The organism is Chondromyces crocatus, assembly GCF_001189295.1.
Taxonomy (GTDB): Bacteria; Myxococcota_A; Polyangia; order Polyangiales; family Polyangiaceae; genus Chondromyces; species Chondromyces crocatus.
On record NZ_CP012159.1, the window covers coordinates 7,916,964 to 7,934,015 of the forward strand.

9 protein-coding genes are annotated in these 17,052 nt (G+C 70.4%); 2 read left to right on the forward strand and 7 right to left on the reverse strand.

Features of this window, described 5'->3' with window-relative positions; translation table 11 throughout:
• Positions 1 to 15: 15 nt before the first annotated feature.
• The 5 genes from CMC5_RS28440 to CMC5_RS28460 all read right to left on the reverse strand — a co-directional run bounded on the left by CMC5_RS28440 (position 16) and on the right by CMC5_RS28460 (position 9,891).
• On the reverse strand, positions 16 to 645 hold the full coding sequence (locus tag CMC5_RS28440; protein ID WP_050433343.1) for an ImmA/IrrE family metallo-endopeptidase: 630 nt from the start codon (positions 643 to 645) through the stop codon (positions 16 to 18).
• Between the two features lie 42 nt (positions 646 to 687).
• Entirely contained in the window at positions 688 to 2,163 is a 1,476-nt protein-coding gene (locus CMC5_RS28445) for a vWA domain-containing protein (RefSeq protein ID WP_050433344.1), read from the reverse strand.
• A gap of 352 nt (positions 2,164 to 2,515) precedes the next feature.
• Positions 2,516 to 3,655, reverse strand: a complete 1,140-nt coding sequence (locus CMC5_RS28450) for an STAS-like domain-containing protein (protein WP_218920082.1) — start codon at positions 3,653 to 3,655, stop codon at positions 2,516 to 2,518.
• Between the two features lie 108 nt (positions 3,656 to 3,763).
• Complete coding sequence (locus CMC5_RS28455; protein ID WP_050433346.1) at positions 3,764 to 5,164, reverse strand: FHA and sigma-54 interaction domain-containing protein; 1,401 nt, start codon at positions 5,162 to 5,164, stop codon at positions 3,764 to 3,766.
• Positions 5,161 to 9,891, reverse strand: a complete 4,731-nt coding sequence (locus CMC5_RS28460; RefSeq protein WP_169796692.1) for an nSTAND1 domain-containing NTPase — start codon at positions 9,889 to 9,891, stop codon at positions 5,161 to 5,163. Before CMC5_RS28460 ends, CMC5_RS28455 begins: the two co-directional genes overlap by 4 nt.
• A 715-nt stretch (positions 9,892 to 10,606) precedes the next feature.
• Between CMC5_RS28460 and CMC5_RS28465 the strand changes: the two genes are divergently transcribed.
• Both CMC5_RS28465 and CMC5_RS28470 read left to right on the forward strand, forming a co-directional pair.
• Entirely contained in the window at positions 10,607 to 11,314 is a 708-nt protein-coding gene (locus CMC5_RS28465) for a hypothetical protein (RefSeq protein WP_156338920.1), read from the forward strand.
• Entirely contained in the window at positions 11,311 to 12,075 is a 765-nt protein-coding gene (locus CMC5_RS28470) for an N-acetylmuramoyl-L-alanine amidase family protein (protein WP_050433348.1), read from the forward strand. Before CMC5_RS28465 ends, CMC5_RS28470 begins: the two co-directional genes overlap by 4 nt.
• Before the next feature lie 29 nt (positions 12,076 to 12,104).
• On the opposite strand, the gene CMC5_RS28475 is transcribed toward CMC5_RS28470, so the two are convergent.
• Both CMC5_RS28475 and CMC5_RS28480 read right to left on the reverse strand, forming a co-directional pair.
• The gene (locus CMC5_RS28475) at positions 12,105 to 16,127 is read right to left on the reverse strand and encodes a serine/threonine-protein kinase (protein ID WP_063796363.1); all 4,023 of its coding nucleotides are present in this window, start codon (positions 16,125 to 16,127) and stop codon (positions 12,105 to 12,107) included.
• Positions 16,128 to 16,220: 93 nt separating this feature from the next.
• Positions 16,221 to 17,012: a class I SAM-dependent methyltransferase gene (locus tag CMC5_RS28480; RefSeq protein WP_050433349.1), complete on the reverse strand. Its 792-nt coding sequence runs from the start codon at positions 17,010 to 17,012 to the stop codon at positions 16,221 to 16,223.
• Positions 17,013 to 17,052 lie beyond the last annotated feature (40 nt).

The following is a 17,052-nucleotide window of genomic DNA, read 5'->3' on the forward strand; positions in this document are numbered from 1 at the left end:
GCCCGTCATGAGGCGTCAACGGCCTTCGCAGCGTCGCCGGTAGCCCTCTCCGAGTGCGTCCACGCCCTCACCGCCGCCCGGATGCGCCACCAGCCAGGTCAGGATCGTCTGCTGGTGGGCCTCCGGGGTCACGCGCCAGACATCCGCCTCGAAAGCGTACCGGGTCGAGGTCACCCCCAGTGCCCGACGCAGGCGAAGCTCCAGGGCAAAGGCACGGGCCTCGGCGGTGAGGGCACGGTGGACGGCAGCGTCACAGTCCGGCTCTCCAGCGCGAGGCGCCGGGGAGCCCTCGACGCGATGGAGGAGCAGATGTCCGAGGCGCGCAGCTGCCTCGGCATCAGGCAAGCGGTCGTCGAGCAGGAGGGTGCCCGTGTCGTCGATCGCGGAGACGGGCACCTGGCCGAAGCAGAGCGACGGCGTGGTGACAGGAAGACGCTGGAGGAGAGTTTTTCCTTCGTCGGTCGTCGAGAGCTGCGTGAGGAGCGCCCGAGCACGGGGGGGATCGTGCGCGACCCCCGAGGGGCAGGTGCTCGAGGCTCGTTCGCACGCGGACAGGCCGAGAAGAAGGGCCCCGACACAGGCGGCGCTGGCCAGCGCACGACGTCCTCGCGCGCGCCACCTCGCCGTCTCGTCGACCCCTGTCATCCAGGGCCGGCTTTACCATGGCCGCGCGGCATCGCGCTCGGCTCAGTAGCCCATCTGCTGCATGCCTGCGCCGTTCATCTCCAGCACGGTGGCGCGGCGCGCAGGGGCTGGCGCAGCGGCGGCGGCGCGCGTCGTCGTGCGCTGCTTGGAGACCGAAGCGGCGGCGGCCAGGGCGCGCTCTTGCTCGTTCTTCGAGGTGGCCTTGGCCGCGGTGTCCTTGAGCTTCTTCTCGGCGACGGCGAGCACCTTGTCGGCGGCCTCGAAGTCGCCGGTGTTCAGCTGCTGCGCGGCGTCCACGGCGGCCTGGCCGGCGTCCATCATCGCGGCGATGGTCTGCGTGCGCGCGTTCTGGTGGGCCGCGACGAGCCGCGTGTCCGGCGTCACCTGGTAGCGCGCCACGATCTCCTGCACGCGCTCCAGGTTGCCCTCGCCGGGGTCGCGGAAGTGGAGCCGCACGCTGGCCAGCGCGTGCGCGCCCTCCGACGGCGCCTGGAGGCGTGCGCGCACGAGCATCTCCCGGTGCTGCCCGGCGAACATGGTGCCGAGACGGACGCGGATGGCGCCATCCGAAGCCCGCTCGACACGCGCGCCCTGGACGCCGAGCAGCTCCACGCCTGGCGCAGGGACGATCTCGACGAAGGCGTCGGTGGCTGCCGTGCCCTGGAGCAGCGCCAGCTCCTTGGACAGGATCTCGGGCATCTCGTCGGAGCGGGTCATGTGGTAGAGGCGGCCGCTCGAGTGGATGGCGAGGGCGTTGAGGGTGCTCTCGTCGTAGTCGACGCCGACGCCGAGCGAGGTGACCTGCACGCCGCGCTCCGCGCCTTGCTGGGCCAGCGCTCCGAGGACCTCCGGCGACGAGGGGCCGACGTTGGCCTGGCCGTCCGAGATGAGGACGACGCGGCGTACGGCGTGGGTGCTGGGTGCGCTCGCAGCGCGGCCACCACCGAGGCGGAGGCCGTCGAACATGTTGGTGCCGCCGAGGGGGGTGAGCTCGGCGACGGTGGAGAGCACGCGCCGCCGGGTGGTGGCGTCGAGGATCACCGGGGCGACGAGCTCGCGGGCGGTGTCGGAGAAGGCGATGAGGGAGACCTGGTCACCGTCGGCGAGGCCGCTGATGAAGGAGCGGGCTGCCTCGCGGGCGTGCTCGATCTTCTCGCCGCCCATGGATCCGGAGACGTCGACGACGAGGGCGACGGAGGCCGGGACGCGGGCCTTCCGGAGGGCCTCGGGGACGTCGATCCACACGCCGAGCTGGGTCTCCTGGCGGCCCGGGAGGACGAAGTCGCTGGCGCCAGCCGCGCCGATCCAGGGGCCGGTGTGCGCCTTGCGCCCGGGTTCGCCGGTGGCGACGACGGCCACGGGATCGGTCGATGCGGCGACGGGCTGGGCGGCGGCATCGGTGCCCGCACCGGGCTTTTCGGCGCCGGCGGGTGACGAGGCGCCCGGGGTCGTGGAGGAGCCGGCCGCACAGCCAGCGAGCAGAGCGACCATCCACAGAGCTGAGAGACGAGAGCGCATGGCGGAGTCCTTCCGACCCTGAGGGCCAGCCGTGAAACGTGGCGCGTGGTGGTGTCCTCTGAAGACGCTAGGTTCCCGGGACACCGCGAGATCGTTCCGGCGGGGATGCTGCGCCTCCCCGCGGAGGCGTCACGAGGTCCCTGATCCGGAGTTGGCGGGTTCTACGAGCGGGCCGGAAGAAGGATCTGAGCCAGGCAGCAAATCCTGAGAGAGGGGATATTTGCGCCACGATGCTCCCGTTCCGGCTGGGCACCGCGACGGTTTTGCTCCGGCTGGGCGCCACGACGCGTCGAGGAAGCGGCGTTGCGGGAGATGGCGGTGCTCGACGCCGAGGAGGTCCCCCGATCGACGTTCAGCTTTCGCCCCGCGCCGCGATGGCCCGGCGAATCATTTTTTCGACCTGAGATGTCGCGTTGAGCCAGGAGAGCCGCACACCTGGATGGTCCAACGGGAAGACACGAAAGATCTCGTCAGCAAAGGCCTGTCCGACGGTCTCCACGCCGCTGAAATCGAGGACGACTTCCTTGAAGCGCTCGAATCTCACCAGCAAGCGCTTCGCTTGAGAGCGAGACACCAGGTTTTCTTCTCCGAAGCGCGCGAGTGAGACCGGAACCTGAGTCCTGACGAAGCCATAATCTTCTTCGAGTGAATCGGAGAATCGATCGAAGACCGATTCCATCGTCCTTTCGCTCTGGGTGCTGATGTCCAGCAAGACATCGGTCCCTTCTCTAGGATCGAGCGCAAGCAAGTCCTGAACCGGCAACCATGGCTCACGCGCGTCGAGAAGCATGCTTTTCGAACCTCGACACAAGAGCCGAATGGGACCGGATGCGAGATAAAACGTATCGAACATCCGGGAGGTGAAGAATATCCCCTCTCCGCTATGTCTTCTGGGGTCGGTCGTGAGCTTGCCCTTGGATAGCTCCAGCACGGCGAGACGCTCGTCGGAGAGGTCGAGTGCCTTGGTGATCTTGCGGAAAATGCCGACACCATCGTCGCGAATCAGGATGACGACCGAGGCGGCAGTACGCCGCACGGCGATCGTCACCGAACGCCCCTCGGAGTGATCGACGACGTTGTTGAGCATCTCGGTGAAGCCATAGTGGCATATGGCCTCCACATTTTTCGGAAGCCCACGGAGCAACGAGCTGACACGAGCTCGCCAGACCTCATGCTCATCGAGCGCAGGGCTGACGTCGAGCGAGAACGCGTCCTCGCTGAGAATCGCGAGGTCGTATGTGCGACTGCGCGTGGCGCCGGAAGCCTGAAGTTTCCCCTCCTCTACCAATCGCTTCAGGTGTCGGCTGACGGCTTGGCGCGTGATCCCGAAATGCTCGGCGGTAATACGCGCAATATCATCCGGATGCTCGAGCACCTGCTGAAGGATGAAGGTCTCGAGTTCGCCAGCAGGCGGAGAAGTTGCTTTGCGACGTGTCGAGCCAGTCATCACCCATGGATGTAGTGAGGGGCGGCGCTGATTGTCAACGTCCACTGAGTTCTTTGTCAACCAGTCCGTACGGTGCGCTGCGCGTCGCTCGATTCACCTCCCCGCCATGGCCCGGCGGCGGCGCGAGGCCCTCGCGCGACAGGTCCGCGTCAATCACGGACGGTAGTCTTCGATGTCGATCGAGAGCTTCTGCATCCAGCGATAGATCTGCACCCGCGATTTGCCCAGGTCACGCGCCACGTCGCTCACGTTTCCGCGGTTCTTCTCGAGGAGCGCCATGATGCGCCCGCGGAGGGGATCGTCGGGCGTCATGCGGTTCATTTCCGCGTCGGGCTCGGGCTCCTCCTGGCCACGGTCGCTCAGGTGCGCGCGCTGGATGAGGCGCTCCTCGGCGAGCGCAGCCGCGACGCCGAGGGCCTGCGACAGCTCCCGGATGTTGAGCGGCCAGGGGTGCGACAGCAGCCACTTGGCGGCATCCACGGTGAAGCCGCTTTCGCTCGCACCCCGGACCTTCGAGCGTTGCAGGAGCGCGCCCACCAGGAGGCCCATGTCCTCGATGCGCTGCCGCAGCGGCTTCAGCGTGTGCCGGTGGCCGGAGAGCCGCGCCAGCAGGTCGACCCGGAACTCACCTTGGATGGCCATCTTGTCGAGGGGTCTGTGCGTCGCGGCGACGACGCGCAGGTCGACCTTGATCGGGGTCGTGCCGCCGATGGGCACGACTTCGCCCTCTTCGAGTACGCGCAGGAGCGTGGCCTGCGCAGGGAGCGGGAGATCGCCCACCTCGTCGAGGAAGAGGGTGCCGCCGTTCGCCCTGCGCACGTACCCGGGCTCGTCCCGGATCGCGCCAGTGAACGCGCCCTTGAGATGCCCGAAGAGCTGGCTTTCGAGCAGCGACGCGGTGAGGGCCCCGCAGTTCACGGCGACGAGTGGCCCGGGACGCCCCGCGTGCGCATGGAGGCCCGCCGCGAGGACCTCCTTGCCCGTGCCGGACTCGCCGAGGAGGAGCACCGGGACAGGCGCTCGGGCGATGCGCGTCAGTGCGTCGAGGTCGTCGGCGAGCTGAGGGACGAGCGTGGAGAAGCCGCCGATCTCGGCGCCCTGAAGGTCGAGGTCCGAGGCGGAGGAGGGCGACGCCGGGAGGCCCGCGCGGTAGCGCAGGACGACGTTGCCGAGTTCGATGAAATCACCGTCTTGCAGCGTGGTGTTTCCGACGCGCCGGCCATTGATGAAGGAGCCATTCTTGGAGCCGGCGTCCTCGAAGGCCCAGCCGCCACCACGCCGGATCAGGCGCGCCTGGGTCTTCGAGATCGCCGCGTCGGGCAAGCGCACCTCGAGCCGCCGGGTGCCCCCTTCGTGGACGCGCGAGGCGGCGCGCTCGGGGCCACGGCCGATGGCGACGAGATCCGTCTCCCAGAGGGAGTACCGCGCACCGCCGAGGGTCGGCCGATCGCCATGCAGCACCACGAACAGGAAGGGACGCTCGAGGTGTCGGGCGCTCCGTTCCTCGCGCGCAGGCTCTTGCGTCGTCCCGAGCGGGACGGGCTTCCGCGTCATGGCCGCGCCGCCCTCTCACGAGCCGACACGCCGCCAGCACTTCCCTCTGCGGCGCGAGCTTCCAGGACGCGGCGCACGCACGCATCCTGGTCCCTCTGGGCCTCGTCCTCGGTGACCTGGAGCAGCTCTCTGCGGATCGGCACGGGGATACAGTACGAGGTCGCTCGCCAGAGTCGAACGTCGTCAGGGCCACGGAATGGCTCCACGGCGGGCCAGAGCCGGGCAAAGGGCTCCTCGGCATGCTGCGCGATCGTCTTGCCGTCAGGACTCCAGGCGACGTGTCTGATGGCGAATGCAGAGCCTCCGAGCACGAAGGGTTGCCCGGACCCATCAGCACGGAAGATGCGTGTCGTCGTGTCTTCGGAGGCGGTGGCGATCCGCTCGCCATCCGGGCTCATGCTCGCCCAGGAGACGACGTCCCCGTGGCCATGAAGGACCACCGGCTGGGCAGCGCCGTCCGCGGCCCAGAGGCGCGCCGTTCTGTCCTTGGACGTCGTGAGGATCCGCCTGCCGTCGGGCGACCAGGAAGCGAAGGTGACCTTCGCTTCGTGACCTCGGAGCGTGATCGGAGGCGCCGCGTCGCGCACATCCCAGATCCGTGCGGTACTGCCACCGAACGAGGCGAGAATGCGCGCGCCGTCCGGGCTCCAGTGGGCGCCCGTCCAGTACCTGGACTCGAACTCGGCGTCCCGGGTGAGGACGGTGCGTTCTCCTGCCTGGCCCACGTTCCAGAGATAGAGGGTCCCGACGCCGTCCGCCACGACGACCCGGTCGCCTGCGGGCTCGAACCACGCTCCCACCATGGCGTCGGGTTCGGTCGGGACCCTCGTCTCTGCCTGCAGGCCGGCGCCATCGCTCGCCCAGACGCGCACCCATCCATCCGTGGACGCGGTGACGATCCGGTCTCCTGACGGGCTCCAATCGACGCGCCAGAGGCTCTGGTCGTCATGACCGATGGAGATGGGTGAGGAGAGATCGTCGAGGCTCCAGACCTGCGCCTTGCCGACCGAAGAGATCGTGACGATGCGCGCGCCGTCGGGACTCCATGTCGCCGCCGACGTGTGCCTGGTGGGGCCGCGCAAGACGACCGGGCTGCCTCCCCCATCCGCACGCCAGACGCGCGCCGTCCCATCCGACGCCGCTGTGGCGATGCGCGCGCCGTCCGGGCTCCACGCGATGTCGTTGATGTTGTCGGTGTGTCCCGCGAGCACGATCGGCGTGACGATCTCGTCGAGGCCCCAGAGCCGGATCGTCGTGTCGAGCGATGCCGTGAGGAGGTTGCGGCCATCGGGGGTGAAATCTGCCGTGTAGACCCAGTGCTTGTGGCCACGCAAGACGACCGGCGGCACCGCGCCTTCGGTGTCCCAGATGCGCGCGGTCTTGTCCTTGGACACCGAGGCGATGCGCTTGCCGTCGCGGCTCCACACGACGTTCATGACCTTGTCCTCGTGGCCGCGCAGCGTGAGGCGCTCGGTGCCCGCGAAGGCATCCCAGACGCGCACCGTGGTGTCCTTGCCTGCCGTGGCGAGGTGCGCGCCGTCCGGGCTCCAGGCAGCCCCGACGATCTCGCCGATGTGCCCGCGCAGGAGCCGCGGCGCGCGCTTGCCGTCCGCGTCCCACACGCGCACGATCCCGTCCAGCGACGTCGTCACGATGTGCAGGCCATCGGGGCTGAACCGGGCCACCGTGACGGGCGCTCCGTGCGCGAGCAGGGCGATCTGTTCCCCGTCCGCAGCGCGGTACACCCTCGCGGTCCTGTCTCCGGAGGCCGTGACCACGCGCTGCCCATCCGGGCTCATCAGCGCCGAGTTGACGTGTTCCTCGTGACCTCGCAGCACGAGCGGCTCCCCGGTGCCATCCGCGTTCCAGATCCGCGCCGTGCTGTCCCCCGACGCCGTGAGGATGCGCGTGCCATCCGGACTCCAGGCGGCAAACCAGAGGTAGGCATCGTGACCGCGCAGCGTGGCGAGATGCTGGTGGTCGCCGGCAGCCAGGATGCGCGCCGTCTTGTCGTGCGATGCCGTGAGGATGCGCGTGCCATCCGGGCTGATGGCCGCCGCGTAGATGGCCGAATCACCATGGACGCCCGCGATCTCGTGGCGCGTGACGCCCGAGGAGAGCGCCTCGCTCACGATCTCGGCCCACTCCTTCGGAATGGCGTCGGGCTCGACCTCCCGCGCGAGCGCGAGCACGAGCGTGGGATCGTCCTTGTGCTTGCGCGCCGCGAGGATCCGCGTGGCGTTGCGGCCACGCAGGGCCTGGAGCGAGAGTTCGATGTTCCTCTCTTTGACACGCGCGGCCTCGGCGTCCGCGCGCCGTGCCTCGTTCTGGGCGCTCAGGGCCAGGAGGAGCACGAGGATCGACACGGCGCCGAGGACCGCGAACGCTCCAACGATCGCGCGCCGTCGTCTCCGGCGCGCCTGATCCTGGAGTTCGATCATGGCGAGGAGGTAACGCTCCTCCGAGCGGCCGAGGAGCAAGCCGCGCTCGACCTCGGGGTCCACGCGCCTTCGCTCGTACCACGCCCGTGCCTCCTCGGCGGCGCGGTCGCGCCAGAGCAAGCCGGGCGCCTCTCCGCCCACCTGCCACTGCGACGTGGCGGCGCGCAGCCGGGCCACGAGCTGGGCGTCCGCTGCGCTCTCGTCGAGCCACCGTGCGAGCCTCGGCCAGCGCTCGATGAGCGCCTCGTGCACGAGTTCCACCAGGACGGCGCCCGGATGGCCGCCGACCTCGAGGAGCACGAGCCTCGCGGTGCAGAGATGCTGGACCAGCGTCTCCACCGCGTCGGGATCGTCGTCGAGGGAGGCGAGTTCCGACAGGCTCACGATCGCGCGCGTTCGTTCGGGCGTGACCAGGCGCGTGAAGACCGCCCGACAGAGGCGCTGGTCGGGCAGCGACAGCGTCGAGAAGACGGTGTCGGCGTGGGTGGAGAGCGATCCGACCACGCCGCCGAGCCGCTCGTAGCTGGCCCGCTTCAAGCATTTCGATTCCGGATCCCGCGCTTCCCAGAGTTCGACGGCCGAGAATTGCAGGAGCGGAAGGGGGGTCCTGGCGAGCGACAGCTCGTCCAGGATGCCCGTGAGCATCGCCTCGTCCTCGAAGTGATGGCCCGCTGCCTCCACCGGACGCAGCAAGGCCTCGCGCAGGGCCTCGGGCCCCATGGGAGGCAGGAGGAAGAAGCCCTGGGTGACCTCGCCCAGGAAACGCGGATCCTCGGCCATGCGGTCGAGGAAATCCGAGCGGATGGCCACGACGACCCGCAGCGGCGACGAGGCGTCGTCCGCCACGCCGAGGAGGCATTGAAGGAAGGCCGACCGTTCGCTCGGCGCGGTGCCCTGTGTGTAGAGTTCCTCGAACTGGTCGACGAAGACGAGCGCATGGCTCCCGGGCCCCCGCGCGCGGCAGTGGGCGCGCAGGCGGGCGCCGAGCAGGCCCGGCTCGACGCGCAGCTCGTCCGAGACCGGGGGGCCGTCCTCCCCGCCCTCGGCGCGCGCCTCCACCCCCGCGAGCGCCTCGCCGAGCGCCAGCAGGGGGGCGCGTCCTGGGCGCAGGACGAGCACGTCCCAGTCCTCTCCGGAGTGCTTCAAGGCAGGGATCACGCCGGCACGCAGAAACGACGATTTGCCAGCGCCGGAGGGCCCCACCACCGTGATGAGTCGCTGGCGACGGAGCCGCCTCGTGAGGGCCGCGATGTCCCGCTCGCGGCCGAAGAAGCGGTCCGCATCCGCCTCCTGGAATGCCGAGAGCCCCGCGAACGGCAGCTCGCCCTCGGCGAGCGACGTCGCCCGGCCCCGCAACGGCGTGAGTTCCGTGAGCAGTTCGTCCGCCGACGCGAAGCGCGCTTCTCGTCGCTTGTTCGAGCAGCGCTCCACGATGGCCGAGAGCGCCGAAAGCTCGGGGAAGGCGTCGCGGAGCCTGGGCATGGGGGCATCCAGATCGGCGACCTGCTCGAGTCGCTCCCGGGTGAGCGGCGACAGCGGATGCTCACCTGCCAGCAGCTCGTGGAGCAGGACGCCGACCGCCCAGAGATCGGTGCGCGCGTCGATCGGTTCGCCGCGCCACTGCTCGGGCGCCATGTAGGCGAGCGTCCCGCCGTCGCTCGGATCGAGGCCGTCGCCGCACCGGGCCAGCCCGAAATCCAGCACTTTGATCCCGCCGGCGTCGAGGATCATGATGTTCTCCGGCTTGAGATCACGGTGGACGACGCCACGCGCGTGCGCGGCGGCGAGCGCGCGGAGGACCGAGGTCACGATGTCGATCGCGAGGCCTCGGGGGAGCGCGCGCCGCGGTCCGCGGTCCTCGGAGGAAAGCACGTCCCGCAGCGTGCGGCCTTCGAGGTACTCGAGGACCATGTACGGCCCGCCGTCGGCCTCGTCGACGTCGTGGATGACCACGATGTTCTCGTGTCTGCAGAGGGCCGTTGCCCTCGCCTCGGCCAGCAGGCGCGTGGTCGACCTTCCGCGGTTCTGGAGGAGCTTGATGGCGACGAGCCGCCCGAGCCTGGTGTCGCGCGCGAGCAGCACGACCCCCATGCCACCTTCGCCGAGCTTGCGGATGATCTCGTAGTGTTCGAGGAAGCCACCGGCGAGCAAGGAGGCCACGGTGCGCTCGAAGGCCACGGACGAGGAGGTCCCGCTCTGGCGCGGGGGAAAGGTCGCCTCGACGCGCGCGACGTCCGCCGTGACGCTCGCTGCGGTCGGGGGAGGAGAGCTGGATTCTTCTCGCAACGAACATCCTTGGGCGAGGTGAGCGTGATCGTGGTCCGCGACAGGCACTCGACCCATCGTGTCTGCGTCGACGCGTGGTGCCTACGGGGCGCGCACGTGGCCCAGCGCGACCGAACCCCGTGCATGACGATCCGTCGCAGCAAACTAGCAGCTGGCGTGCCGGACAGGGGCGCGCGCGTCGTCTCGCCCGACGCATCAGGCCGTCGTGATCCACGACACAGGGGAGCTGACCGAGGTCGCTTCGGGTCAGGGGTTTTCACCGACCGCGAGAGGGGCGCGACGATGCCTCGAGTCCCGCATGCCTCGCCCTCCATGGCACGACGCGATCCCGCTTCCCCGGGAGACGCAGTGCTTGCGGCGGAGACGCAGCGCTTGCGGCGGAGACGCAGCGCTTGCGGCGGAGACGCAGCGGTCAGCGCCTCTTCGGGTGGGGTCGGTCTTTTGACCAGATGCCAGCACGCGCTCCCGATGGCGGTCGCCGACGCCCGGAATCGAGGTCGAAAGCGCGACGTCGAAAGGAGGCGCGCCTGCGCTCTTTGTCGACTGGCCCTTCTCCGGCGGATGGCATGAACGTCACGCTCGGTCGGCGACGACATCTTCGCTTATGCTGGTCCCCGAGCGGTTCCAGTGTGGAGGGGGGGTGCCGGTGTTACGCGTCAGAGATACACAGGTCAGGGCATTCGAACAGGTCGCGCGCGCGGCGTTCGAGGACGAGATGGTCCTCCTGGGCAGAGCGTCCGCGCCTCATCGGTGCCGCCTGCTCACCGAGGTGGCGCTACGGCACGTGATCCAGCACGCCATCACGAGGGCGTCGACGCATCGATTCACCCAGCGCGGTCCGGTGCGGCTCCATGTCGAGCTCGCGCTCCTTCTGGGCAGCGGCTTCGACGGCGATCCGCAGCTTCCCTGGGCCGCAGCGGCGCTCGGTGTACCGGATCTCGATCAAAGCTACCGGGCGGAAGCGCTCCACCGCGGGGCCTGTGCGTATTTCGAAGCGCTCGGCCGAGAGACGCCCGGGCGCACGGGGGGGATGCTGGAGCGGCTCGCCGCCTTCGCCGAGGGAGCGAGGGTCGCCGGGCCAGGCAGGGTCGAGGACGAAGCGTTGCGGGTGATGGCGGCGCTCGACGCGGAGAAGGCGACGTACGTCGGGGAGGCCTCGCTTCGGCAGCTGGTCGCGCGGGCCAGCGGGACGTGCGGAGGGCTCCCGGAGGCGAGCCGGTCGGCGTCGGTGGTCATGCTGGCCGGGTTGATGTTCGTGTTCGGCCACCAGTGCGACGAGGATGCGATGCATCCGTGGATCGCGGCCTCGCTCGGTGCAGAGGAGGCATCGCGGGGAGAGGTGCTGGTTGGCGCGATCCGCCGATGGGCTGCGCGATGGCGCGACGAGGAGGCGGGCTTCGAGCCACCAGGAGGGAACCCATGAGCGACACGAGGTTCGTGCCCGCGAGCCCGACGTCCGGGGAGGGGGCCACGGAGCACGTGCATGCGACGACGCAAGCGTGCCCGGACCGGCGGGTCATCGTCATCGATCCCGGGCACGGGGGGACCGTGGACGAGGACGGCAGCAAAGCAAACAACGCCACGTCGGTGTCGAAGGTGCGCGAGAAGGTCCTGACCCTCCAGTATGCGCAGAGCCTGAAGCAGCAGCTCGCGAGCGCGGAGGTGCAAGCGATCTTCCGCTCCAAGAACTACTGCGAGGTGAAGACGATTCTGACGAGGGAGACGGATGTCAACCCGTCGGGCGCCGACCGCGTCGCCGTCGCGACGAGCAACAAAGCGGACATCTTGCTCAGCATTCACTTCAACGGCTTCGACGACCCGAGAGCGCGAGGAACGGAGACGTTCTACAAAGCGAAGCAGAACGGGCACCAGACGAACGAGGCGGAGGACCTCGCGCTCGCGGAGGCCGTGCTCGAGGCAGCCGTCGCCGCCATCAAGGTCTTCGACAGCAAGGGCCGCAGCCGGGAGGCGAAGGCGGACAAGGACACGCAGCACAAATCGATCTGGGTGCTGCGCGATCCGGGGATCGGCCTGAGCGGGAAGATGTGTCGGTCGGCGATGCTCGAGGTGGAGTTCGTCACGAACGCGGTGGCGGACCACCACCTGGTGAGCGGGCCGAAGGCGACGCAGAACCGGGACGCGGTGATGCTCGCGGTGGCGAAGGCGCTGGCGAAGGCGCTGTGACGGTGAGCGGAGAGGCGCGGTGAGGGTGCTCAGCCGCCGCGCAGGGTGGGGCCGGCGTCGCTGGCTTCGAGGTACTCGATGAGGGCGCGGGCGGCTTCGGCTTCGCCGCCGGAGCCGCTCTGGCTGGCGCGCTCGCGGGCGCGCTGGGCGAGGTCGAGGGACTCCTGCACGGCACCGCGGGCCTGGCAGACGAGGGCCATGCGCAGGTCGATGCGGGACTCCCAGCGGTGGGGCTCGCGGGCGTCCATGGCGGGCGCGAGGCGGCGCTCGACGCGGAGGATGCGGGCGCGGGCTTCGTCGTAGGTGCGGGCGGCGCCTTCGAGGTCGCCGGTCTGGCGGAGGAGGTCGCCGAGTTCCAGGCGGAGGCGGACGCGGTCGCGCCAGGGGGCGACGCGGCGGTCGGCGCCTTCCCAGGAGGGGGAGCGCTGGGTGCCGTCGAGGTGGGCGGGGCTGTTGCCCGCGAGCGAAGGGAAGCGGCGGACCGAGGGGAGGTGGTCGTCGCTCTCGGTGGCGGCGTCGTGGATCTCGCGGACGCGGAGGAGGAGGGTGCGGGCCTCGGCGATGTCGCCGACGGTGAGGGCGTGCGAGGCGGCGCGGGCGTAGGCGGCGGCAGCGTCGCGGAGGGAGCCGCCGCGGTCGTGGTGGAGGGCGAGCAGGGCGGCGCTGGCGTCGCCGACGACCTGCTGTTCGAGCCACTCGGCGACGAGGAGGTGGATGCGGCGGCGCACCTTCACGCTGAGCATCTCGTAGGCGACGTCGCAGACGAGGCCTTCGGTGAAGGTGTACTCGCGCTCGCCAGGGAAGGTGGCGGAGGGGCGCGCGCGGACGAGGTTGCGCTCGCAAAGAAGGGCAAGGAGCTCTGCGGTGGGGGTGGGGCCTTCGTCGCGCGCGCGGGCGGCGAGATCGCTGGGGGCCGCAGAGAAAGGGGGGTCGAGGTCGTCGAGCTGGACGGGGGGCTCGCTGGTGCGCGGGGAGCTTCCGGAGGGGGTGGCCTTGCGCAGGCGGTCGATGGCGCCTTCCCAGAAGGTGCGGCCGACGACGGCGGCGAGGGCGATGACGCCGCGGGGCTCGGGGTCGAGGCGGTCGAGGCGGGCCTGGACGAGGCCCTGGACGGTGGGGGGGAGGCTCAAGGCGCCCAGCTCGGCTTCGCGGACGTGCCAGGGGTCGGCGGAGGTATCGATGGCGCCAGCGTCGATGAGCAGCTCGAGGGTCTCTTCGAGGGTGCGGGGGTTGCCCTCGGCGCGGTCGGCGAGCATGGAGACCAGCTCGGGGGATGGAGAAGGGACGCGCTGGAGGCGGTCGAGGATCATCTCCTCGACGTCGCGGCGGCCGAGGGGGGCAAGGGCGAGGGCGTCGTGGAAAGGGCTGGCTTCGCGGAAGCGGGGGCGGCGATCGAACAGCTCGGGGCGGGCGGCACACACCACGGCGAGCGGGAAGCCGTCGGCGCGCGCGGTGAGGGCTTCGAGGAGGTCGAGGCTGGCGTCGTCGGCCCACTGGAGGTCGTCGACGACGACCACCACGGGGACGCGATCGAGCACGAAGGCCGCGAGGCGGAACATCGCTTCGAGGATGCGGCGCTTGGCGTCGGTGGTGTCGCCGGCGAGCTGGTCTCTGCGCGCCAGGGCGTCCCGCTCGGAGGAAGGCGCGGCGCCGAGGACGGCGGCGACGCGACCGAGGACGTCGCTCACCTCGCGCAGGCCGAGCGCTTCGCTTGGGGGGCCGGAGGCGGTCGCAGCGCGGCTCCTCGCGGCGGCGAGCGTGGTGGCCCGCACGGTGCTGCGCAGCTCCAGGGGGGAGAGGGTGTGGGGCGGCTCGGAGGGGTTCCTGGCGCGGAGGGCCTTGCGGAAGGTGCGGAGGCGGAGCCAGCGGACGCCGCGCTCGAGCTTGTGCCGGACGGTGGTCGCCGGATCGGTGGGGTGGATGCCGAAGCGCATGCGGAGGAGCGACGCGGTGAGGGCGTGGCTGGTCTCGCGGTCGAGCGGGGAACAGCGGGCTTCGAGGAGGCACAGCTCTCCCCGGGCGACGAGGGAGGCAGACAGCTCGGCGAGGAGGCGGGAGCGGCCCACACCCGGGGGGCCGTGGAGGGTCGTGAGGCGCGGCTCGCGGCGGGCGATGACCTCGTCGACGGTCATGAGGAGGCGGTTCAGCTGGGCGCCGCGGCCGATGAGGCGGGTCTCGTGGCCATGGAAGACGGCGCCGGCGATGTCCGGCAGGAAGGCACTGCTCCCGAGCACGCGGTGGGCTTCGAGGTCCGGCTCGGCGGCGAAGGGCTCCAGGGCGAAGCGGTGGCGCACGAGGCGCTGGGTGTCGCGGTCGATGACGATGGCGCCGCGCGGTGCCGCCTGCTGCATGCGCGCGGCGGCGGTGACGGCCTCGCCGATGACGGTGAGGTCGGGGCGGCTGCTGCTGGTGGAGGTCTGCGCGCGCGCGCCATTGAGGGTGCCCGGGTCGCCGCTCGCGGTACCGCTCGGGCCGACGAAGACGCGGCCCGTGGCGAGGCCGATGCGCGCCGAGAGGCGGCCTCCCCGTGCAGAGCGTGGCTCTTGCCACCGGGGCGCAGGGCTGCCACCCACCGCCGCCGCGCCAGCGCCTGCGCCGCGGAGGTGCGCGAGGGCGGCCTGGAAGCCGAGGGCGGCGGCCACGGCGCGCTCGGCGTCGTGCTCGGTGGAGCGAGGTACGCCGAAGATGGCCATCGCGCGGCCGGCGACGGGCTTCTCGACGACGCCGTCCATGCGCTCGACCTGTTCGGCGAAGAGGCGAAAGCCGCGGTCGAGCAGGTCCTTCACTTCCTCGGGATCGAGTCGCGCGGAGAGCGCGCCAGCGTCGGACAGCTCGACGAACATCATGGTACAGACACGGTTCTCGCCCGCCTCCGGGCCCACCAAGGGGCTCTCGGAGACATGCCGCGCCTCGCCGGAGCGCGCGCCGAGGGCCCCCAGGGCGGCCGCAGGGACGAGCGGTGGTGGCGGGGCGATGGGCGTCGTGCCGCGCCCGGAGGAGATGACCTCGCGCGTGCCCGGCGGTCGTGAGCTGATGCTGGGCAGCGGCGCCGGGACGCGCAGGGTGTCACGCCGCGCGCCCAGGGGAGGCAAAGGCTGCGCGGCGTCGCGGAGGGGGCGCGCCGAGGCGCGGTGCGCCGACATGAGGGCGGCCCACATGTCACCGAGGTTGGTGTAGCGAGCGGCTGGATTCACCGCGAGCGCGCGCGAGAGCACGGCTTCGAGGTTGGGGCTGCTCTCCACGCCGAGGGCGCGGAGGGTGGGCCGGTGCGCCTCGTCGCTGGAGGCGACGAAGAGCTGGATCACGTCGCTGCCAGCGAGGGCCGGCTTGCCCGCGGCCAGCTCGACGAGGATGAGCGCGAGTGCGTAGACGTCGGTCCACGGGCCGGTGGCACCGTAGCGCGGGCTGAACTGCTCGGGCGCGCCGTACTGGGGCGTGAAGGCGCGGAAGGCGCGCCCCGTCTGGGCGAGGGCCTCGGTCACCGTCGGGGTCTCGGCGAAGACCTTGGCGAGGCCGAAGTCGAGGACCTTGATGAGATCGCCGTCGCGTCCGCCAGCGAGGAACAGGTTCGCCGGCTTCACGTCGCGGTGGGTGACGTTCTCTTCGTGCGCGATGGAGAGCGCAGCAGCGACGGGGGCGAGAAGCTGGATCGCTTCGTCCAGGCCACGCGCACCTCGGCCTTCGGCGCGGCGTCGCTTCAGGTCCTGCTCGAGGGTCTCGCCGTCGAGCCACTCCATCACGATGTACGGTGCCCACTGGCCGTTCGGCGCCGCCGCCGCGCCGATGTCGATTGCTTGCACGATGCCCATCGTGCGCCGCGACAGACGGTGCAAGAGCCTGGCCTCTTCGCGGAATCTGGCCAGGAACTCGTCGCGCTGTCCCGACCCCAGGTCGGCCGGGATCTTCAGGCATTTGATGGCCACCGGCACGTCGAAGCCGAGGTGCCTGCCTCGGTACACGATGCCGAACGCCCCTTCTCCTGCTGGCGCTTCGACCGCGAACTGGCCGTCAATGGTCGACCCCACCCAGCCGAACGGGTCGCCTGTCTGCACGGTTTGGGAGGTTAGCTGCTGCCGCCAACCGAGAGCAAGTCGCCTTCCGCGCGCGATGCGTCCTCGTGCGCTCGTGACCGAGCGCCCTCCAGATCAACGATGCGGCACGCCATAGAAATAAACTCCCTTTCCGAGAGGCGCGTAGCGGAAGACACCATGACGCCAGCGGAAACCTTCACCGAACGGCGCGACCATCGCGTGAAGTTCGTCGGCGGTGTAGACGCGCAGCGTGCTGACGAAGCCATCCCATGCGCTCGCGGCGAACACGATCGGCGTGAGGTAAGTGAGCGCTGCTTTCTGGAGTCGGTGGCGGCGGCTGAGCCACGGGTTGAGCAGCAACGCCGGGAGTCCAGCGGGCCACATGGTGGGAAAGCGAAGCGGGTTCCGACCGAAGCCTTCGGCGATGAAGATGCCAGCACGAGAACGGACGGCGTCGGCGAAGACCGCCTGCGCGATCTCGGGTCGGAAGTGGTGAAGCGCGTTGATGATGATCCGTGCGCGTCCTTCCCCCAGCGCGGGCGGGATGGCCGTCGCATCGACCGGGTTCGGTTCGAAGTCGATGATCCCCGGGTACGCCGCACGCGCTTCTTCCCAGGCCTCGATCCGGGGTGCCAGGTCCGTGAGGATGAAGCGTGGCGGCGCGACGCCTGCACGCTGGAGTTCTTCCGCCAGGACCCTCGCCGGACCTGCGGCGCCCGCGCCGAGGTCGAGGACGTCGCTCGCCCCCGTCTCCTCCAGGAAGGCGCGGAACGGGGTGACGAGCTCACGGAGGACGCCACCCCACCGCAACGTGTTGCTGAGGGACTCGATGACCGTCTCGCGCAGCACCTCGGGGGCACCGTCGAGGTCGTTCCATTCGAAGAGGTGAACGCGAGGAAGCGGCATGAATCTCCTGGAAGGCCGGCTCCGCGCGAGCCAGCCGTGT